Origin of the sequence: Brumimicrobium oceani, from assembly GCF_003143775.1 — a bacterium.
GTDB classification, from domain to species: domain Bacteria; phylum Bacteroidota; class Bacteroidia; order Flavobacteriales_D; family Crocinitomicaceae; genus Brumimicrobium; species Brumimicrobium oceani.
Map to the genome: position 1 here is coordinate 58,731 of NZ_QFRJ01000010.1, position 21,996 is coordinate 80,726.

Here is a 21,996-nt window from a genome sequence, read left to right on the forward strand (position 1 = left end):
TGCCTATCCGATACTTTACCAGTAAATATATCTAACCCTACCATAATGTGATTCAGCGGTGAACTGACAAGATCCTTCGCAAATTTCCATTTCCAACCAGTTGAAAAAAGAAATTCGCTTCAGGATGACATTAAGCTAGGTTCATATTTCAAGTGAGAGGGGAAAAGCATTTTTATTGAAACACTTTTTTCTTTCAACAATAATTGAACAAGCAATCAAAATAAGCTCAAAAATGGAGAATTCTTATGAGTAAGGTAAAGACTTATTTACCATCCTATTATTCTTCATCTTTCTTCTTTTTCTTCTTCTTTTCCGCTTCTTTCATCGCTTCACCAATTTGATTTGAAGCTGTAAATGAGGCAATCATGTTATTGAGCATGTCACTACCCGCTTGTGGCGAATTCGGCAAAAGAATTAGATTCGTATTTGTTTCTTCACCTATCGATTGTAAAGTGTCGTAGTGTTGCGTTACCACAATCAATGCGGAAGCTTCTTGAGAATTAATCCCTACTTTGTTTAGCACATCAACACTTTCCTCCAGTCCGCGTGCAATTTCTCTTCTTTGATCTGCTATACCTTGTCCTTGCAGTCTTTTACTTTCTGCTTCGGCTCTTGCTTTAGCTACAATCTTAATACGTTCCGCTTCTGCTTCAAATTCGGCAGCTACTTTTTCACGCTCAGAAGCGTTAATTCTGTTCATTGAAATTTTTACTTGCTCGTCTGGATCTATATCGGTAACTAAAGTTTTAATAATATCGTATCCATACTCTTGCATTGCCTCATTCAGTTCTGATTTTACAGCGTTCGCAACATCATCTTTACGCTCAAAAACATCATCTAAAACCATTTTTGGAACTTCAGCACGCACCACATCAAATACATAAGAAGTAATTTGTTGCTGTGGATTTTCGAGTTTGTAAAAAGCATCGTAAACCTTGTCTTTCATTACTTGGAATTGAACAGATACTTTCAAACGAACAAAAACATCGTCCTTTGTTTTGGTTTCAACTATAACATCCAATTGTTGGATTTTAAGGTTTATTCTTCCTGCAACTCTATCCACCAAAGGAATTTTAAGTTGTAATCCGGAGTTTCTAACCGACTGAAACCTACCAAAGCGTTCCATTATGGCGGAAGTTTGCTGTTTTACAAGGAAGAATATGCCGTAAATCAAGAAAATGACAATAGCCAATGTTATAATATTGGAAAGAGGAAATTCATTCATAGTTATTAGTTTTGAAGTAAATTTACAATAAAGATGTTGAAAAACCTATGCGAATAAATCTCTTTGACAACAGAATGACTCAAATAGAATTTCACTGTGTTCTTTTCTATTGAACATTAAAAGCCAGTTTCCAGCTTTGACAAAGAATGACGTCATATAAATATTGAATGAATCTCCATCGACCTCAAAGGGCAACAAGTGTTTGAGTACCTACAATCCTTGCATCGTACTCAACTTATGGTACAATCCTTTTTTGGCAAATAACTCCTCGTGGGTTCCTCGTTCAGCGATTTCTCCTTTGCGTAAAACCAAGATTAAATCCGCATTTTTAATTGTACTTAGGCGGTGTGCAATGACCAATGAAGTTCTGTTTTTCATTAAGTTATTTAAGGCATCTTGAACCAATTTTTCACTTTCGGTATCTAAGGCAGAAGTGGCCTCGTCTAAAATCATAATTGGTGGATTTTTCAATACTGCTCTGGCAATACTTACCCGCTGTTTTTGTCCACCAGAAAGTTTATTCCCCCTTTCACCAATATTGGTATGGTAGCCTTCATCCATGCCTAAGATAAATTCGTGAGCATTGGCAATTTTTGCTGCTTGAATCACTTCTTCCTCTGTTACTCCTTTCATTCCAAAGGCGATGTTGTTGAAAACGGTATCGTTGAAGAGAATGGATTCTTGATTTACAATTCCTATTTGTTCACGCAAATCATTCAGCGAAAACAAATTAATGTTGGTTCCGTCATAAGCGATTTCTCCAGCAGTTACATCATAAAAACGCGGCAATAAATCGGCAATTGTAGATTTTCCACTTCCTGATTCTCCGACCAACGCAACAGTTTTACCTTTTAGTAATTCAAAGTTCAATTCCTTGAGTACTAATTCGGATTGATAAGCAAAAGAAACATTGGTAAAAGAAATACTTTTTTCTAGTGGTTGAATTGCACGAGGACTTTTAGGATCTAAAATCTTTTCATCAGCATTTAAAATTTCCTCTATTCTTTCTTGACTGGCTTTGGCTTTACTCAAGTTTGCACTGTTTTTTGCGATATTTTGGACAGGAACTAAAAGTTGAGAAAAAACAACTATAAACCCGATAAACTCCTCACCTGAAAACCCGTTTCCTGTTCCATCGAGAATCATTGAACCCCCAAACCAAACGATGGAAATCATCACAACTGCACCCAAAAACTCATTTAAAGGAGAGGAAACATCTCGTTTTCGGAAAGCTCTTGTAGTTAATTTCTGGTGATGTAAATTGATGTTTGCGAACTTTTTTACCGACTCTTCTGTTGCATTGAAAGCTTTCACAATTCTAATTCCTCCGAGGTATTCATCTAAGAAAGAAAATAAAACGCCCAATTGCTTCTGACCTTTGCTGGCTGTTCGTTTCAAGCTTTTACCAATTCTAGAAATAATTAACGCTGAAATTGGCAATAAAATAAGCGAGAATAAAGTAAGCGATGGACTCCAATAAACTAAAACACTCAAGGTAATAATTACAGAAAGTGGATCTCTGAAGATTAACTCAAGCACCGCCACAACGGCAATTTCAATTTCATTTACATCGCTATTCATTCTCGACATTAGATCTCCTTTTTTTTCTTCTGTAAAGAAAGAAACAGGCAAATTCATAGATTTTGAAAACATTTTATCGCGATAATCCCTCACCACCGCCATTCTTAGCTGCGATTGATGATAAATGGCCAAATAGCGGAATAAACTTTTGAAGAAGAATGCAATTACCACGGTAACACAAACAAATAGCAATGCATTTTTCGGATCTTCCTGCGCCATTGAAACCATGAAATAATTATAATAATCACTCACATATTCGAAATATGCAGTTACACCACCTCCGCTAAATGAGGGTTTATTCACAATTTCAATATCTTCTGAAGGGAAAATAACCTGTAAAAATGGTACAAAAAGCACCAAAGAAATAAGGTTAAACAAAACGTAAAAAAGGTTGAAAAGAATGGTTGCAATTGCCCTCCATTTATATACAAACGTTGCGTTAAAAATTGTAGATAATTGTTTCATACATGGCAAATATAGGATTATTTCAAGTTTAAATAGTGGACAGAAAAATTTTAATCACAAACGTGGAGACGCAATGCATTGCGTCTCCTATGTTTATCATTTTGCGTCTCTAGGTTTTATCATTGTGCCACTCTAAGTTTTTCCATTTTGCATCTCTTGGTTTTATCATTTCTCGTCTCCACGTTTATCATTGAATGCCTTTACTCAATATCTAAATTATGACTACTTTTGCGGTATGGGTTCAATAAGACAAAATAAGATTGAGAAAGTCATTCAGGAGGAAGTTTCTAAAGTTTTCCAACAGAATGCGCGTGAATTGTGTTTGGGAGCAATGGTAACCGCAACTGTAGTTCGTGTTACCCCTGACTTAAGCATGGCGCGTGTGTATTTGAGTATTTTTGCTGGGCCACCTAAAGAGGAGGTTCTTCAAAACATTCAAATCAATAAAGGAAAAATTCGTGGTGATGTTGGCCGCAGATTAAAAGACATGCGCCATATTCCAGATTTAGAGTTTTTTATTGACGATTCTTTAGATTACGCTGAAAAAATCGATGAATTGTTAAAAAAGTAAGCCATGAACGTTGCTCGATTCATAGCGCGAAGGTATTTTAAATCTAAAAAGTCTCGAAATGTAATCAACCTCATTACTATGATTAGTGTTGTGGGGATTGCTATTTCTACAGCGGCTTTGGTGATTTTACTTTCAGCATTTAATGGAATTGAGCAAATGGTAATTAAGTTATACAGCGATTTTGATCCTTCAATCAGTATTCGTTCTGCTAAAGCAAAAACTTTTAACCAAGGTTTTATAGATTTAGAGAAAATCAAAGCTGTTGAAGGAGTTCAAAATACATCTCGTGCCATAGAAGAAGTCATCATTCTCAAACATGAAGACAAATGGGTTCATGCGCAAATGGTAGGTGTAGACACTAGTTTTTTAACGATGTCTAAAATGAAGAATCACCTTGTAGATGGCGTTCCTGAATTGTATATCAACAATAAGCCTCAAGCCATTTTTGGCGCTTATTTATTGGATAAATTGGGTGGATATATTCCAATGTCAGACCACATTCAAGAGCAAATCACTTTTAATGTTCCCTTACGAGAAGGAAAATTGAGACCCGGTAAAAACCCTTTAAATGTTCGTGTGGTCAGCGTTTCCTCTCGCATGAATTTCAATAGAGAAGTGAATGCAGATAAAGCGGTTATACCTTATGATTTGGCCAATGAATTATTGGAGTACGGAGAAGATATTACTGCACTATATGTAGATGTAAATGATGACTACAATCTGAATTCTGTTAAAAAGAGCATTCAAGAAGTGGTAGGGGAAGATTTTGAAGTTAAAACCAATTTTGAAAAAAATGAATTGATTTTTAAAACCAGTCAATCTGAACGTTTAATCGTTTACTTCATTTTGGTGTTCATTTTCATTTTGGCCTCATTCAATCTAATCGCATCAATCGCCATGCTTTACGTAGAAAAGAAAGCGGATATAAAAACTTTATTTGGACTTGGTGCGACCAAGAATACCGTTTTCAACATCTTCTTTTTTGAAGGATTAATGATTGTGGGAAGAGGAGTAATTTTCGGCTTAGCGCTTGGTTATTTAGTAGTTTTCGCTCAAATCAGCCTCGGACTTATAGCTATGCCTAGCGCACCTGGAGACAATTTCCCAATGCTGGCCACATGGTCTGATGCATTTATGATTATCGCCTCTGTAACTGTTCTGGGGTTAATTGTTTCCTATTTCCCTACTAAAATTTTGATGAGAAGACATGAGTAATGTTTAAGGTTTAATTATTAATGTTTAACGCCCAGTGCAACCCACGTTAAACACTAAACCTTAATAATTAAAATATTGTGTTCGGATAATCAACCAGAATAAATCATAACAGATCCTTTTGTTATCAAAGTTATTTACAAGCAAAGGCATATAGAGTTAAGCGATAATGTTTAAGGTTTAATTATTAATGTTTAACGTCCAGTGCCACCCACGTTACCCCTTAAACATTGAACATTGATAATTAAAACGCCCAGCGCAACCCCATCAATCATTATTTCGTGATTAACTGAACAAACCCCGACTTCTTCACCTCTTCTCCTGTGATTGTTTTAGCATTTATAATGTAAAAGTAGGTTCCATCTAAGATCGAATTCCCATTTTTATCTTTTCCATCCCATTTAAAGTCTGGTTGCTCAAATTCATTGATGACATTTCCCCAACGGTTTACAATGACACACTCTAAGGACTGAATTCCTTCGTGAGAAATTAATTTAAAGAAGTCATTAATTCCATCCGCATTTGGAGTAAACACATTGGGTACTTCAACATCACAAACAGGATTAACTGAAATGAAAATAGAGTCTAAATCAGAAAGACAACCTTCAACATTGGCCTGCACATAAAAATAACTTGATTCAGCAGGCGAAAACGTTTGACTCGCACCAATAGCTCCTCCAGGAAACCAAGTGAATCCTGAATTGGGAAGAGAGGAAGTTGCAAGCACATTTCCTTCATCGCCTAAGCAAATATTTATGCTGTCTGGTAATGAAACTGTTGGCTTTTGGCCCAAAACAAGTTCAATCGAGTCTATTTCTGTTCCACAAATTGGGTGAGTTCCTTCAAGATAAACCCATCCCAAATCTGCGATTGTTGTGTTTAAAACCGAACCCGTTTCATTTCTAGGTAACCATAAAAAATCTGTTCCCGATAAATTAGAAACGCCTTCCAAACTGTTTTGATCTCCCTCACAAAAAACGGTATTTCCTTCAATTTCAATTGCTAATTGTTCAATAACAGTCATTTCAAATTCTGCAGAATCTGAACATCCATTCGGACTAGTTGCGATTACTTCATACACCGTTGTTGTATCGGGTGCAACAGTAATGGTGGGAAGCGCAATATTGTTGTTCGTCCAAATAAAATCACTTTGAGAAATAGAGGAACTCGCTGTAATTATTTCTGCGGTTCCTTCACATATTGTATCGTTGCCCTGGAAAGTGATTACTGGCAAAGGATTAACATTTACGGTAACGGTTTCCGTGTTTGATATACAACCATTTGCATCTTCTCCTACAACACTGTAACTTGATGTTGTTGTTGGAGAAACATTAATTGTTGCACCAACCCCTCCAGGTGTCCATGTATAACTCATGTTTGAGGAAACAGAACTTGCCGTTATATCCACATTTTCGCCCTCACAAATGGTCTGATTTGTACTTACTTGGATTACTGGGTTTGGCGGAATAGTCACCGTCACTTGGTCTGTATAAGTACAAACTGGACGAAAACTAATGTCGTCTAAAGCGAAATCGTTTCCTCCTCCTGAACTATTCAAATTAGTAATACAGATATCAATCGAAGTATTGGCTCCGGAGTTCCAAATCTCAAAAAATTGATTCCATACACAGGCAGTCGTTGAAGTAGAAAAGGAATTTCCCAAACTGACACCGTTAATTGTAAACTGTAGTTGAGCTACATTTGGATCATTCAGCGCATTAGCAATCCATGCACTAAACTGATAATTGGTATTTGGAGCTACGTTTATTGTTTGACACCAAACACTAATACCGGGAGTGCTCGCTCCATTGACCACCATCATGTTACCTACGCCGGTGGTTGTATGGTCTGAACAGAAGCTAAAATTGGTGTGCGCATTACTTGGGGAGGTAGCAATGGCATACGAACCCGCAATAGACAATAAACCGTAAGACCCACCTGGTCCAGGAACATATCCCGTGGTAAAACCAGTACTACCTGCTGAAAAATCTCCATTTACCACCAGTTCTGTTCCTAATTCTGTTCCTGTACATGAGTAAACTCCTGATGTTGAAACAGTGATAGACGACTGCGTTGCACCTGTGCTCCAAGAGTAATTATCTAAACCCGGATTAGCTTGCAGTGTGTAGCTTTGCCCACATAACAATGTCGAATCGTTTCCAATTGAAAAATTGAGATTGCATGGGTTTTGTGAAAAGGCATTCAAGACAAACATCAAAGAAGTAATGATTAAAGCAATTGGTTTCATAATTAAAGTATTAAGTTGTTGTCAAAATTTGAACTAAACCCTCTAAAACATTCCTTAGTTCATAAGGACAGTGAAGGGGTGAGCCAATGAAATAAATTCGCATAGTGCTCTTAAATCAAAATAAAGACGTAAAAATGATGTATAAAGTACATGTAATAAACTCAAATTTATGAAATTACAGCAGAAGTATAGTTTAGACTAGCATTAGAATTAAAACAACTTTAGCTTCATTAATGGATTCTTAACATGGAAAAAACCATTTATATCCATAACCCATTTCAAAAGAAGCCATTGTTCCTCACCATCAAAAAGAAATCTTAGGAACTCAGCGTTATTCAAGCAATAACTATTAAATTTGCGCATTCGAAAAATCATACATTATGTTGGAAATTACAAGGATTAGAGCAGAGAAAGACATCCTAATTGAAGGATTAAAAAAACGTGGCGTTGACTTTAGCGCGCAAATCAACGAGATTACTTCGCTTGACGAGTCATGGCGTACAAAAAAATCTGAATTAGAATCAGTTCAATCCGAAAGTAATAAAATCTCAAAAGAGATTGGAAAACTAATGGGTGCAGGAAAAAAAGAAGAAGCAAATGCAGCAAAAGAACAAACTGCAAAGCTTAAAACGGAAGAGCAAAGCTTGAAAGAAGAAGTTGCTGAATTAGAAGCTAAAATTCAAGAGTTACTTTACGAGGTTCCCAATGTTCCTTTAGAAATAGTTCCTGCAGGAAAGTCAGAAGATGATAATGTCACTGTTGAAGAAGTAGGACAAAAAGTTCAATTTTCTGGAACACCTTTACCACATTGGGAATTGGCCAAGAAATATGATATCATCGATTTTGAATTGGGTGTTAAAGTTACTGGAGCAGGTTTTCCTTTCTACAAAGGAAAAGGTGCGAAGATTCAGCGAGCTTTAATTAATTTCTTCTTAGCAGAAGCAGAAAAAGCAGGATATACAGAGTATATTCCGCCATTGATGGTAAATGAAGCAAGTGGAATTGGAACGGGACAATTGCCAGACAAAGAAGGTCAAATGTACCACGATGCAAAAGACAATTTGTATTTAATTCCTACATCAGAAGTTCCATTGACGAATATTTACCGTGATGTAATTCTTCCAGATGAGAAATTCTCAATCAAAATGACAGGGTACACGCCAAACTTTAGAAGAGAAGCGGGGTCTTATGGTAGTGATGTACGCGGATTAAACCGTTTGCACCAATTTGATAAAGTGGAATTGGTTCGCATAGAACACCCTGATAACTCTCAGAAAGCATTAGACGAAATGGTGAACCACGTAAAAGGTTTATTGGAAAAATTAGGTCTACAATACCGTATTTTACGATTATGCGGAGGAGATTTAGGATTTACCTCTGCTATCACTTACGATTTTGAAGTTTTCTCTGCGGCACAAGAAAAATGGTTAGAAGTGAGTTCTGTTTCATTATTCGAAACATTCCAGGCTAACCGTTTGAAATTGCGTTTCAGAAATGAAAATAAAAAAACGCAATTATGCCATACTTTAAATGGAAGTGCTTTGGCATTACCAAGAATTTTGGCCGCATTATTAGAAAATTACCAAACTCCTGAGGGAATTGAAATTCCTGAAGTATTGGAGAAATATGTGAATTTTAAAGTGATAAAGTAATAAAACTAAATGCTTGTCGGGAACTTTACCAGCAGTTTAATAAATTACAATAGAAAACGGTTTTCTCTTTAATTTGACAAGATCCTTCCATTGTTGAAAATTATGATTTTCAACAATGGAAGGATGACAGTTGTGGGGATTGGTGGGGCAAAGGAGAGGAAAATTTCTTTTTCAATTTGTTGAAAATAGAAATTTGCGAAGGATCTTGTCGGTTCACCGCTTAATCACATCATTGATTAGATGTATTTACTGGTAAAGTATCGGATAAACTAATAAAACTAGTTCAAGAGTAAAGCACCGTTTTATACAACTGTATAGAACGGTGTTTTTGTTATAGGAATTTTCAAAATTTTTCCTCGTCTATACATTTATGTGACAAAAGTAACTGTAAAAACCTCATCCTATGCTTACCTTTGTACCCAATTTGAAACTTAAATATAGAGACATGAGCAATAATAGAAAGGTTATAGATGTACGTTCAGAAATGGAATTCATGGGTGGAAATGTTGCAGGAAGCATCAATATTCCATTACAGGAAGTACCCAATCGTTTAGAAGAATTTAGAGCAATGGACAACCCTATTCTTTGTTGTGCATCAGGTAATAGAAGCGGTCAAGCAGTTCAATTCTTGAAAGCTAATGGCATCGAATGTGAAAACGGCGGTGGCTGGATGGAAGTTAATTATCAAATGGCGCAACAATAATATTTATGGGATTTTTAAGTAGATTATTTGGTGGAGGGCCTAAGGTTGATTTGGCTGAATTAAAAAAGAATGGTGCCTTAATTCTTGATGTACGTAATCCGGGTGAATTTAAAAGCGGACATATCAAGGGAGCCAAAAATATTCCTTTACCTGAATTAAAGAATAAAATAAAAAGCTTAAAGAAAGACCAAGTCATCATCACTTGTTGTATGTCTGGCATGCGCAGTGGAAGCGCTAAAAACATACTGAAAAGTGAAGGATTTGAAGTTTATAATGGTGGCGGATGGTCTAGCTTAAAGAGTAAAATATAGTAGTAGTGTGCTATCATGAGTAATAGTTTTTTAGTTTTAAAAGTCATTCCTTTGGGAATGACTTTTTTGTTTTCGCAGGTTTAATAAATTACCTTTGCACTTAAAAATGTAAGAAATGGAACCATATACTTTGCATATTATAGAAACAATTGCTGTTCTTATTGCTTATTTCACACTTAAGTATATCACCAAAAAAGCTACGAATAGAGCCGCCAGAAAGTTTTCTAAATCACAAACTAGGGTCAAAATTATCAAGAAGATTATTCAATTAATTTTGATTACCATTAGCGCACTCCTATTATTATTCATTTGGGGAGTAGAGCAAACAGAGTTAATGTTCTTTATTTCTTCTTTACTTACCGTATTAGGAATTGCATTTTTTGCACAGTGGTCTATCATTTCAAACATTACCGCTACATTAATTATCTTTTTTAATCACCCTGCAAAAATTGGTGATGAAATAGAAATCTTTGATGTAGACCATCCTGTCACAGGGCGAATAAGCGATGTGGGAATATTTTTTGTAACAGTTAGAAACAAGGATGGTGGATTAATCACCATTCCTAGTAATCTATTTATTCAAAAAATGATTGTAAAGAAAGACAACCAAACTTCTGCTATAACTTCAAAAGTCCTCTAAACCCTCGAGAAACATAGTAGGAGATTGCACTATTGTGATAAATAAAGACTTCATCATATCTATAATCTCCAAAAATAGCACCACCTAAGCTTCTAATTCGATCTGGTGTTTTTAACCAACTCGAAGATTTTGCATCGAATATACCAAGCTCTTGCAGTTGCCTGTATTGAATGTTATCTAAAATTTCAATTCCCATCTCCTCGGCGACATCCACGATATTGTTTTTTGGTCGCGCTTTTGGGTTAGACAGCAGAGCCTGTTTGTCATAGCACAAACTTCTGCGTCCTTTAGGACTTTCTGCCGAACAATCATAAAAAGTATAGGTATCTGTAGTTGAATCATAGTCTACTACATCGGGTTCTCCTCCTGTTTCTTCCATTCTATGAAGAGACCATAATTTTTCTGGCTGTGCCTTTAATTTTTCGAAAACATCCTCCCACTTTAGTGATTCATGTCTATTTACGTTTTCCTCAAACCTTTCTTTAAGTGTTTTCAGTAAAGCGTCGCTTTCGCGTGATGTTAGGGTTTGGCTCATAATTTTTTTAATCTTTGGTGTTAGTTTTAGCATTAATAACATTTAGCAGTATTAATGACACCAAATCTAGTCGTTTTTTTAAATATTTTAACAGTTTTCTGCTAATTTTTTAAGTTCCTCAGTCATTAAAACAAATCCGTTTTTTGTGATTAAATCGAACTTTTTATCGGAAAAAAGAACTAAAATACCGCTAAACCGTTCGCTTTGTACAAAAACTGTTTTTCCATCTCCATTATCGCGTATTTCGAATTGATGTTGTCCATCCAATACCCCTTTAAATAGAAAGTGCCCTAACCAAACAAATTTTGGGGGTTTTTCCAAGAGTAATAATTGTTGGTGTAAAAACCATTCCTTTTCAAGAATTCCAAAACTGGCTTGAATATAATTTTCTAGTTCTGTGATAAATGCTTACTGAAATTACCTATAGTTAAGAATGGTTGATTTTGAATTGCTTATTCTTTAAAATCAACTACTCAAAAAAATTAACTCACTCTTTTATGGAATAATCTTTTAGTCTTAAAATTTCAATTAAATCTGTTGTGTCTTGCGCATTTACTGAATCACGTTTAATCAGACCAATATCTTTAGCAAAATAATCATAATAGCGATGTAAAGAATCGAAGATATGGTACTCATAAACTACAAGTACATTGTCATAAACCGTTGAATTAACTGAAATAATTGTGTCGATATTCGTTGCTTTTCTCCTGTATCGAATATCATTCGACCCTAGGAAAGCATCTTGGTATTCGAAAGTAGCAAATGAAATGGGACAAATTAAAACTGAATCCAAAACCGTTGAGTATATAGGTGAAGTAGCTACACCGCTTGTTCCTAAACCAGCATAAAAGGGCTGAAGCAAAGCATTTCCTTGAATACATCTATTCATATTTTCTAGAATTGGACTACATTCTCCCTCACACTCTTGATAATTTGGGGCAATTTTAATCTCAAATATTTCATTGTTTTCGTCGTAATAACTCCACCAAGAATTGGCATACGCTGGGAAATAATCTCCAGGAATTTCCGGATCAAAACACCTTGTATTTCCCTGCCCTGTATTAGGATAATCCTCTTTTTCGCAACTGAACATTATTGGTGCTAACAATAAAATAATAGAGATTTTGACGTAATTCATCTTTCCAAATTAAAGTTTAAGTACAGATTAAAGGTACTCGATAAACATTAAAATACAATTAGAAGGTACTCATTTTACTAAGAATTTTAATTAAAAACAATACAGTTTTTTACCAAAATCCGTTTCATTTAATCAAAAAACGTCTCTTTTTCTTCAAAAAACTTGAAAAACTTGCAAAATGAATCTATTTATGATAGTTTGTGCCTTCAAAAAATTTTCAAGCACTTATGTCAATAAAAGTTTCCAGAAAAGACAGTACATCAACGTTTCTTGGATTGGTCGTTAACAAAACCGTTTTTTTTGCAACTGTAGCCGTTGTAATTTTTAGCGTAGGTTTTACATTAATCTTCCAAGAACAAGCAGATCATTATTTCGGAATAGCTCAAACCTATGTTTCAGAGCATGGAGGATGGATTTATACTTTATCTGTAAATATGTTCATTGTCTTTTGTCTATACATGGCCTTTGGGAAATACGGTCCAATTAAAATCGGTGGACGAAAAGCAAAGCCAGAATTTAGTTTGTGGGCTTGGTTTGCCATGCTTTTCAGTGCTGGAGTTGGAAATGGGTTGGTTTTATTTAGTATTGCAGATCCAGTTCGTGATTTTCTAAATCCGCCGAGACTCGCAGGAGAAGATCCTGTTTTAGTTGCGCAAGAAGCCATTAATTTTTCATTTCTCCATCACGGAATTCATGGTTGGGCAATTTATTCTGTCGTAGGACTATCATTGGCCTACTTTACCTTCAACAGAAAAATGCCTCTAACGCTGCGTTCTGCTTTTTATCCCATCCTTGGAAACCGAATTTATGGCTGGATGGGAAGTCTAATAGACATAATGGCGGTAATTACAACGCTTTTTGGTTTGGCAACAACTATAGGTTTTGGAGTTGGCCAAATTAACTCCGGATTAACTCATGTTTTTGGTATTCCAAGTTCATTATTTTACCAAATAGTCATAATTATTGCAGTAACATTAGCCGCTACTTTATCCGCATTTACAGGATTAGATAAAGGAGTTCAGTCTTTAAGTAAATTGAACATCCGTGTAGCTTCAGCCATATTCTTATTGGTTTTGATTTTAGGGCCAACAACTTATATTTTGAGTGCCTATATTCAGAATTTAGGAAGCTACTTGGTAAACTTCGTTGACATGGCCACTTGGACAGAATCTCTGCGCGGAACAGATTGGCAAAAAACACGTACAATTATGTATTGGGGATGGTGGATTTCATGGTCTCCTTTTGTGGGAACATTCATCGCCCGAATTTCAAAAGGAAGAACAATCAAACAATTTGTATTGTGCGTTCTTATCTTGCCTTCACTTGTAACTTTCCTATGGTTTAGTGCTTTTGGAGGAATCACAATGCGCGATATTCTAACAGGGGATATGGAAATGATTGCAGCCGTTGGAGACAATATTTCAACTGCTTTGTATGTGTTTTTCGATAAATTTCCATTGGCAATGGTGCTTAAAGTTTTAGGTGTAATTTTAATCAGTAGTTTTATTATTACTTCTGCAGATTCTGGAGCTATTGTTATAGACAGTATTACCTCTGGAGGAAAGGCGAAAACTCCAAAGTATCAGAGAGTCGTTTGGGCTGCCTTAACAGGACTTGTTGCAGCGGTTTTAATGTATGGAGGAGGACTAAATGCTTTGCAAACCGCAGTTACCATATCCGGCCTCCCCTTTGCCATACTGCTGGTTATGATGTGTTTTTCGCTCTTTTCTGGTGTGAAAGAAGATTATGATAAAGCCGAACGGAAAGAACAGCTTATTGAACGAGAAGACTATCGAAAAAACATTTTAGAATTAGTGAATAAAGACAGAGAGAAGAAAAATTTGGCGAAAATAAAACCAAAAGATAAAGACACCTCTAAGCCATTAGGTAATGAAAACACAGACGATAAAAACGCATAAAAGATGGGAAAGAAAGACTTAAAATCGAATTTAAAGATAATGGTAGCATTGGATTTAACCAAAATGGATCCCATTCTTATCAACTATGTAAATTTCCTCTGCACAGTTTGGGGAATGGAGCACATTTACTTTGTGCACAACATCAAACAATACAAACTAGAAAGTCTGCAAGAAAGCTTTTTAGAAGAAGGAATTTCTATTGAAGAGGTGATTGACAAGGAACTACAAAGGTCCATCGAACAATATTACACCGCAGATATTCCCTATACTGTTTTACTCACTTCTGATGATTACACAGAAAGTATTTTGACCCACTTATCGAAAGAATATAAAATCGATATTATGCTCACGGGAAATAAAGATGCGCTACAAGGAACTGGCGCAATGAGTCAAAAGCTGGTGCGAATGATGGATGCAAATGTGTTGTTGGTTCCCGAAAAAACACGTCATGAGCTCAGTAAAGTGCTTATTCCAACAGATTTTAGCGCCGATTCTGCAAACTCTTTTAAAGTTACAAAAACCATAATTGCTTCATCAAAAGGGAAGATTGAGGCCTTACATGTTTATAATATTCCATCATTTTTCTTCCCTTATATCAACACGGAAAAAGCGATAGATAAAACAAGAAATCAATTAAAAGAAAAAGTACAACAATTCAGAAAACGTTATCAAGTTCCTGAGGATATTCCCTTTAAGTATATGGACAGAAAAGATTTGTCGGTTGTTGAAGCCATTGAAAAACATGCAGAAAAGGAAGATTTTGACCTCATCGTAGTTTCAGCAAGAGGAGGAAATAAAATTGCATCCTTGTTTATTGGAAGTGTAACCAATGATTTATTGATTAGAAATAGGAAAATGCCTTTGTTGGTGGTTCGGTAGTAGGGGCGGTTTGCAAACCGCCCGTACCAAACCGCCCAACAAACCGCATCTATTTACTGCTCACCACCTGCAACCCTACAATAGAAATAATCAGTGTCATCAGGAAAAACAAACGCCAGAAACTAACAGGTTCTTTAAAGAGGAGAATTCCCGCTATAACGGTTCCTACCGCTCCAATGGCTCCCCAAACAGCATAGGCTGTTCCCACGGGAATGGCATTTTCTCCACCCATGGCTTTGTAAAGCAAATACATGCTTAAACTCACACAAATAGTGAAAGAAATAAGCCATAACCAAAGCTCCTTTCCAGTGCTTTGTTGCGCTTTTCCAAGGCTAATGGCAAACCCAGTTTCAAACAAGCCTCCGATAATTAGTAAAATCCAATTGATACCCATATTCTAAAAAAATATTCATGAATTAAAAAAACACATAGTTAAACCAATGAAAATGTACAAATTAAACAAAGAAGGAAACTATTTAATACAATACAAAAATAAGGGGTAAAATAATGAATAAATTTATTCATTATTTTACCCCTTATTGCTCCAAAAACACTACAAAATGGAGACTTTTTTCATTCAGCTAAGAAAGTTTATTTCCTGCTTTATTTTTCTAATGGACTTGCGATTATTTCTAATTCAGCGATTACTTCAATTTCAAACTTCACACCTTCTCCATTTGAAACTGATTCACCTGAGAATCCTGTTTCTAATTTTTTGTTTTCTTTTAATACATCCGCAATGCTGCTTAACTTGTCTAGGTCTGTAATCTCAAAAACGGTACCTTCATTAAAAGCTTCACTTACAACGAAAGCATCTTTTCTTAATGGAGTATTCGCTGCTGTAAACTCTATATCAACAGTTGCATCTTCATTTCCTGAAAAACTAACTATTTGGTAAGTCAATTTATTAATTTTCACTTCCTTTAGCTTATCTAGATAATCCTTAGTGTCTTCATTTTCTAGACTTAAAAGTACTTTATGGTCGATGGTCTGTTGACCTTCATCAATATTTGCAACAATTATTTCTTTGATGGTTGTGTTGAAATCAACATCCAAAAGGTCTTTTTCACAAGATGTGAATGTTAAACTTAAAAGAATTCCGATAAAAATTGATAATGTGGTTTTCATAATTTTTTTGTTATTTGATTTATTATTAGTTTATGTGGGGAGTCGTCTAAATCTACTCACTGTTTATTACTTCTTAACCCTGCAAATATCTGCTATTGAATATAAAAGACTTCTCCTTCCATCGGTAAATATAATACATAACTATTGAATAGTAAAGCACTTAGAAGGTTTTTTTGAAAAATATTTCGGGTTACGTCGTGTTGACTGAATAAGATTGCCGCAGAAGTTTTGTGGGGTGGGTGTTCTCCCTTATGCTTGCATTCTTTCTCACTCATGCTTGCGATCTTTCTCGCGCTGGGTTGCTCTGGGGTTTTCTCCCGCAGACTTCGCAGATTGACGCAGAAGTTTTCTGGGGTGGGTGTTCTCCCTCGTTCTTGCGCTCTGGGTTTTCTTAGGTTGGAAATTTATTTCTGGGATTGAGTTTAAGTATATTTTTTCAAAACAAGTTACATAATTAGGATTGTAGCTTTTTAGTTATTAATTTAGTTTAGGATTGGTTATCCATTGTATGCATGACAAAATATAATTTTCAAAACGGCTTATTTTAAATAGTGGTTGGTCGGAAACAGACGAATTTTATAAAATAGATTATTTTTGATGAGAGTTGAATTTATTTTTATGAGGTGATGCCTTAGCATCAGGCGATTAAAAATGAAGGGAACTATCGCAAAAAGAAATATTTTTAATTTTGATGTGTTTCCGTCCAGACACTAAATAGTGTATGCGGATTATAATCCTGAACTCACTAAATGTAATTACTTAAATCTAACATTATGAAAAACTTAAACATAAAAATTTTTTGGATAGCCTTTTGCTCCCTATTCATTTCAGGAGAGCTGTTAGGACAAAAAAACTACACGCTTTATGGACTTCAAAACACAGCTCAGGCGCATTATTTAAATCCATCATTTAAGCCTTCTGCAAAAGTTTCTGTGAGTATTCCAGGCTTGTCCATGCACAGTTTTGGAGCTTCAAATAGTGGTTTTAATTTGGGTGACTTATTGACGGAAAAATCGAAAGAAGATTCTTTAAAAATAGATCCCGAAAATGCACTTCTGAAAATGAAAGATAAGAATATACTGACTTTCGAAAGCTACAATGAAATATTTGCTTTTGGAATAAGGCAAAAGAAAAATTATTTCAGCTTTGCTGTAACTAATCGCTTTAATTCGAGTCTCATTTATACAAAAGATATGTTTACCCTAATCGCAGAAGGAAACCGGCAATCTCTTTTAGGCAAACGGGCAAGTTTTGATGAAACAGGAATCAACCTTAATTCTTATGTAGAATACGCCTTGGGTTTTAATAGAGAAATCAATGATAAACTCGATGTGGGTACGAGAATAAAATTTCTTTCTGGAATAGCAAATGTAAATACCCGTAAAAGCAATTTCGGAATACATACAGAAGAAAATACTTTCGATTTAACTTTTGACGGCTCCGCGATTATCAATACTTCTGGAGTCAAACCGTTCTACGATTCTTTGGCATCCGAAGATTATCAACCCTATGAAAATGCCTATAATTTTAAAAACTTTGGTTTAGCTTTAGATTTAGGGGTTAATTATCAACTAACAGATAAAATAAAAATCTCTGCAAGTTTACTCGATTTAGGATTTATTACTTGGAAAACAGAGAATGCAACCTATGAAGTCGAAGAGTTTAATTATCGTTTTGAAGGAATATATTTTAATCAGCTTTTTACAGATTCAGCAGGAGCCGTATTTGAGCAACTTCAAGATACAATTAATGATGTGTTCGTACAGAAAGAAAGTAACGCAGCTTATAACACAGGATTGGCCACTCGATTTTATTTAGGAGGATCCTATGCAGTGACTAAGAACTTTAAGATTGGAGCAACACTTTACAACGAAATTATAAAATCTAATTATCGTGCTGCAGCAATTGTTTCTGGAAGCGTACAATTAAAACAATGGTTAAGCGCCACGGTTAATTACTCCCAATATGCAAGATCGTTGGGGAGTATTGGAGCTGGTGTTTCTTTGCGAGGTGGTCCGGTTCAGTTCTTTCTTTCTTCAGACAATATTCTTGGATTCATCGATCCAGAAAGCACAAAAAATGTCCATTTTAATTTCGGTATAAATTTATTATTTGGAAATCCAGATAAAGAATAATATCCAACCGAAAAAAGTTAAACTTTAAGCATGACAAACAATAAATTTAGAAATTGTTCTGCTTATTAACACCCTGAACTATTGGAATCCCATTTTCTAAAAAAAGGTAAAACTTTAGAAAACGAAGCTTTTTTCGCCTAAAAAACACGATATTATGCCTATTGTTAAATATTTCACACCAAAATCATAAAAATAGAGAGATGAAAATTAAAAAAGTACTTGTTGCCAATCGAGGTGAAATCGCCATTCGAATTTTTCGATCTTGCACAGAAATCGGCTTGAGAACCGTTGGAATTTACACTTTTGAAGACCGTTATTCTTTGCACCGATATAAAGCTGATGAAGCTTATCAGATTGGTGAAGATGATGACCCAATCAAACCTTACCTTGACATTGATAAAATTATTCAAGTCGCTGTCGAAAACAACATTGATGCTATTCACCCTGGATATGGTTTTTTATCTGAAAACGCGGCCTTCGCACAGGCTTGTAAAGACAACGGAATAAAATTTATTGGTCCCGATGTTTCAGTTTTGAAATCATTAGGAGATAAAGTGATGGCCAAAAAAGTAGCCATTGAAAACAATATTCCAATTATTGAAAGCAATAAAAATGAATTATCTACAGTAGAAATAGCCATTGAAGAAGCCGAAAAAATTGGTTATCCTGTAATGCTAAAAGCGGCTTCTGGTGGTGGAGGACGTGGAATGCGCGTTATTAAAAACAGAGATGAATTAAAGCAAGCTTATCCTGATTCGAAAAGAGAAGCGAAAACAGCCTTTGGAGACGATACCGTTTTTATTGAAAAATATGTTCAGAATCCAAAGCATATTGAAGTTCAATTACTAGGTGATGAACACGGAAATTTAGTTCACATGTATGAGCGCGATTGCTCTGTACAACGCCGATATCAAAAAGTAATTGAAATAGCGCCTTCTATTCATTTACAGGAGGAAGTTAAACAGAAACTCTATCAATATGCCCTAGACATAGGTAAAGCGGTAAATTACAGCAATGCTGGAACCGTAGAATTTCTAGTAGATGAAGACCAAAGTATTTACTTTATTGAGGTAAATCCCCGTATTCAGGTAGAGCATACGGTAACGGAGGTGGTCACCGGAATTGATATTGTAAAATCCCAAATATTCATTGCAGGTGGTTATAAATTGGGAGATGAACAAATCAAAATTTATAGTCAAGAGTCTATCTCTACAAACGGTTTTGCGGTTCAATGTAGAATTACAACCGAAGATCCAAAAAACGATTTTAAACCAGATTACGGAACAATCACAACTTACAGAAGCGGAAGTGGTTTCGGAATTAGACTGGATGCAGGAAGTGTTTATCAAGGGGTAACCATTTCTCCGTTTTTTGATTCTATGTTAACGAAAATCACTGCCAACAGTAGAACCTTGGATGGTGCTTGTCGTAAAATGAGAAGAGCTTTAGCCGAATTTAGAGTGCGAGGTGTAAAAACCAATATGGCATTCTTAGATAATATTCTAAATGATCCAACCTTCCGCGAAGGAAAAGTAACAGTAAATTATATTGCGAATACACCAGAGCTTTTCAACATTAGAGAGCCAAGAAACAGAGCTACCAAGCTGTTAAATTTTCTTGGAGATGTGATTGTGAATGGTAATCAAGATGTAAAAATCATCGACCCAAATAAGAAACTAATTAAACCACATATTCCTAAATTTGATTCAACAGCTGCGTATCCAAAAGGAACAAAAGATTTATTGACAGAATTAGGTCCAGAAGAATTTTCAAAATGGTTGAGTAATGAAAAGAAAATTCATTACACAGATACCACAATGCGCGATGCGCACCAAAGTTTGTTGGCGACCAGGATGCGAACTTACGATTTAGAAAAAGTAGCGAAAGGTTTTGCGATGAATCACCCAGAAGTTTTCAGTATGGAAGTGTGGGGAGGCGCTACATTCGACGTTTGTATGCGTTTCTTGAAAGAAAACCCTTGGGAACGTTTGCGTATTTTAAGAAAAGCAATGCCAAATATTTTGTTCCAAATGTTATTGCGTGGTTCAAATGGTGTAGGTTATACCGCTTATCCAGATAATTTAATCGAGAGATTCGTTAAAGAAGCTTGGGAAAATGGAGTCGATATTTTCAGAATTTTCGATTCTCAAAACTGGATGAAATCTATTGGTCCAGCCATCGAACACGTTCGTAAAAATACACAAGGATTAGCCGAAGGAGCGATGTGTTATACAGGCGATATTTTGAATCCTGATGAGACCAAATACACCTTAAAATATTATTTAGAATTAGCCAAAGAAATTGAAAACGCTGGAGCACACATTTTAGCGATTAAAGACATGGCGGGATTGTTGAAACCTTATGCAGCCACAGAGTTAATTACGGCACTAAAGTCAGAAATTAAAATTCCAATTCATTTGCATACGCACGATACTTCCTCTATTCAGTCTGCCACTTACATTAAAGCAGTTGAGGCTGGTGTTGATGTTGTAGACGTTGCTTTGGGTGGATTAAGCGGTTTGACATCTCAACCTAATTTCAATTCTGTAGCGGAAGCAATGCGTTTCCAAGAACGTGAAAATAAAATGGACATTCAGAAATTAAATGAATATTCTACTTATTGGTCAGATGTTAGAGATTACTATTATCCATTCGAATCTGGATTAAAATCTGGAACTGGAGAAGTATTTACTCACGAAATTCCGGGTGGACAATATTCAAATTTATTGCCACAAGCAGAGTCTTTAGGATTGAGAGACCGATTCTCTGAAATTACGGCAATGTACACCGATGTAAACAAACTTTTCGGAAACATTGTTAAAGTAACACCAAGTTCTAAAGTGGTGGGAGACATGGCGCAATACCTCGTGAGCAATAACTTAACGATTAAAGATTTCATGGAAAAAGGAGAGACACTTTCTTTCCCAGAATCGGTAATTAGCTTCTTCCGTGGAGACTTAGGTCAGCCAGTTGGAGGATTCCCAAAGGACATTCAAAAGATTATTCTAAGAGATGAAAAGCCCTACACTGATCGTCCAAATGCGCATTTAAAGCCTATAGATTTTGATAAAGAATTTGCAGAATTCAAGAAGGAATTCGACGATGGAATGGACCGTGAACTAGAAATTACTGATTTCTTGTCTTATAAACTCTATCCAAAAGTATTTACTGATTTGTATGATCACTATGTGAAATTTGGAAAAGTGATGCAAATTCCAACCAAGAATTTCTTCTACGGAATTAAACCTGGTGAGGAAATAATCATTGAATTAGACAAAGGAAAAACGCTGTTAATTGAGTTAATTTCTGTAACAGAAGCCAATGATGATGGAGAAAAAACAGTATTCTTTAAAATCAACGGACAAACAAGAAGTACTGATATTAAAGACAATAACATTGCGGTAGAAAAAATTGTTCATCAAAAAGTCGATAAAAACAATGTCAATGAAGTGGGCGCTCCACTTCAAGGTTCTTTGTCTTCCATTTTAGTAAAAGAAGGAGATAAAGTGGAGAAAAACCAAGGTTTATTTGTGATTGAAGCCATGAAAATGGGAACAACAATTTGCGCAAATACGGATGGAAAAATCAAGAAAATTTACCTGAAAGAGGGGACTATGGTGCATGCCGATGATTTGGTAGTGGAAATGGAATGAT

At 35.6% G+C, this 21,996-nt stretch carries 18 protein-coding genes; 10 read left to right on the top strand and 8 right to left on the bottom strand.

Annotated elements, in window-relative coordinates:
* Positions 1-277: 277 nt before the first annotated feature.
* Positions 278-1,225, bottom strand: coding sequence for an SPFH domain-containing protein (locus DIT68_RS12100; protein WP_109360073.1), 948 nt, complete (start codon positions 1,223-1,225; stop codon positions 278-280).
* Between the two features lie 210 nt (positions 1,226-1,435).
* A complete protein-coding gene (locus DIT68_RS12105; RefSeq protein ID WP_109360074.1) occupies positions 1,436-3,271 on the bottom strand; it encodes an ABC transporter ATP-binding protein in 1,836 nt (611 codons plus the stop codon).
* A gap of 235 nt (positions 3,272-3,506) precedes the next feature.
* Here DIT68_RS12105 and rbfA point away from each other — a divergent pair, with 235 nt between their 5' ends.
* Both rbfA and DIT68_RS12115 read left to right on the top strand, forming a co-directional pair.
* The gene (rbfA, locus tag DIT68_RS12110; protein ID WP_109360075.1) at positions 3,507-3,842 is read left to right on the top strand and encodes a 30S ribosome-binding factor RbfA; all 336 of its coding nucleotides are present in this window, start codon (positions 3,507-3,509) and stop codon (positions 3,840-3,842) included.
* Positions 3,843-3,845: 3 nt separating this feature from the next.
* Positions 3,846-5,057 carry an ABC transporter permease gene (locus tag DIT68_RS12115; protein ID WP_109360076.1) on the top strand — a complete coding sequence of 404 codons (1,212 nt, stop codon included), beginning with the start codon at positions 3,846-3,848 and terminating at the stop codon, positions 5,055-5,057.
* Between the two features lie 271 nt (positions 5,058-5,328).
* Here DIT68_RS12115 and DIT68_RS12120 read toward each other — a convergent pair whose 3' ends face one another.
* Positions 5,329-7,302, bottom strand: coding sequence for a gliding motility-associated C-terminal domain-containing protein (locus DIT68_RS12120; protein ID WP_109360077.1), 1,974 nt, complete (start codon positions 7,300-7,302; stop codon positions 5,329-5,331).
* Between the two features lie 380 nt (positions 7,303-7,682).
* On the opposite strand from DIT68_RS12120, the gene serS reads away from it, so the two are divergent.
* The 4 genes from serS to DIT68_RS12140 all read left to right on the top strand — a co-directional run bounded on the left by serS (position 7,683) and on the right by DIT68_RS12140 (position 10,608).
* Positions 7,683-8,954, top strand: coding sequence for a serine--tRNA ligase (serS, locus tag DIT68_RS12125; protein ID WP_109360078.1), 1,272 nt, complete (start codon positions 7,683-7,685; stop codon positions 8,952-8,954).
* Positions 8,955-9,399: 445 nt separating this feature from the next.
* Complete coding sequence (locus DIT68_RS12130; RefSeq protein ID WP_109360079.1) at positions 9,400-9,657, top strand: rhodanese-like domain-containing protein; 258 nt, start codon at positions 9,400-9,402, stop codon at positions 9,655-9,657.
* 5 nt (positions 9,658-9,662) lie between these two features.
* Complete coding sequence (locus DIT68_RS12135; RefSeq protein WP_109360080.1) at positions 9,663-9,968, top strand: rhodanese-like domain-containing protein; 306 nt, start codon at positions 9,663-9,665, stop codon at positions 9,966-9,968.
* A gap of 115 nt (positions 9,969-10,083) precedes the next feature.
* Entirely contained in the window at positions 10,084-10,608 is a 525-nt protein-coding gene (locus DIT68_RS12140) for a mechanosensitive ion channel domain-containing protein (protein WP_109360081.1), read from the top strand.
* Here the strand turns inward: DIT68_RS12140 and DIT68_RS12145 are convergent.
* The 3 genes from DIT68_RS12145 to DIT68_RS12155 all read right to left on the bottom strand — a co-directional run bounded on the left by DIT68_RS12145 (position 10,586) and on the right by DIT68_RS12155 (position 12,281).
* Positions 10,586-11,143, bottom strand: a complete 558-nt coding sequence (locus DIT68_RS12145) for a DUF4256 domain-containing protein (protein WP_109360135.1) — start codon at positions 11,141-11,143, stop codon at positions 10,586-10,588. The two genes, DIT68_RS12140 and DIT68_RS12145, sit on opposite strands and share 23 nt — an antisense overlap.
* An 87-nt stretch (positions 11,144-11,230) precedes the next feature.
* Positions 11,231-11,464, bottom strand: a complete 234-nt coding sequence (locus tag DIT68_RS12150; RefSeq protein WP_109360082.1) for an SRPBCC family protein — start codon at positions 11,462-11,464, stop codon at positions 11,231-11,233.
* Between the two features lie 166 nt (positions 11,465-11,630).
* Positions 11,631-12,281, bottom strand: a complete 651-nt coding sequence (locus DIT68_RS12155) for a hypothetical protein (protein WP_109360083.1) — start codon at positions 12,279-12,281, stop codon at positions 11,631-11,633.
* A gap of 227 nt (positions 12,282-12,508) precedes the next feature.
* Between DIT68_RS12155 and DIT68_RS12160 the strand changes: the two genes are divergently transcribed.
* Both DIT68_RS12160 and DIT68_RS12165 read left to right on the top strand, forming a co-directional pair.
* Entirely contained in the window at positions 12,509-14,200 is a 1,692-nt protein-coding gene (locus tag DIT68_RS12160) for a BCCT family transporter (protein ID WP_109360084.1), read from the top strand.
* Positions 14,201-14,203: 3 nt separating this feature from the next.
* Positions 14,204-15,079 carry a universal stress protein gene (locus DIT68_RS12165; RefSeq protein WP_109360085.1) on the top strand — a complete coding sequence of 292 codons (876 nt, stop codon included), beginning with the start codon at positions 14,204-14,206 and terminating at the stop codon, positions 15,077-15,079.
* 49 nt (positions 15,080-15,128) lie between these two features.
* Here the strand turns inward: DIT68_RS12165 and DIT68_RS12170 are convergent, their stop codons facing one another.
* Entirely contained in the window at positions 15,129-15,467 is a 339-nt protein-coding gene (locus DIT68_RS12170; protein ID WP_109360136.1) for a DMT family transporter, read from the bottom strand.
* Positions 15,468-15,682: 215 nt separating this feature from the next.
* Complete coding sequence (locus DIT68_RS12175; RefSeq protein WP_109360086.1) at positions 15,683-16,207, bottom strand: hypothetical protein; 525 nt, start codon at positions 16,205-16,207, stop codon at positions 15,683-15,685.
* Between the two features lie 773 nt (positions 16,208-16,980).
* Between DIT68_RS12175 and DIT68_RS12180 the strand changes: the two genes are divergently transcribed.
* On the top strand, positions 16,981-18,342 hold the full coding sequence (locus tag DIT68_RS12180) for a DUF5723 family protein (RefSeq protein WP_109360087.1): 1,362 nt from the start codon (positions 16,981-16,983) through the stop codon (positions 18,340-18,342).
* A gap of 200 nt (positions 18,343-18,542) precedes the next feature.
* A complete protein-coding gene (locus tag DIT68_RS12185) occupies positions 18,543-21,995 on the top strand; it encodes a pyruvate carboxylase (protein WP_109360137.1) in 3,453 nt (1,150 codons plus the stop codon).
* Position 21,996: the final 1 nt, after the last annotated feature.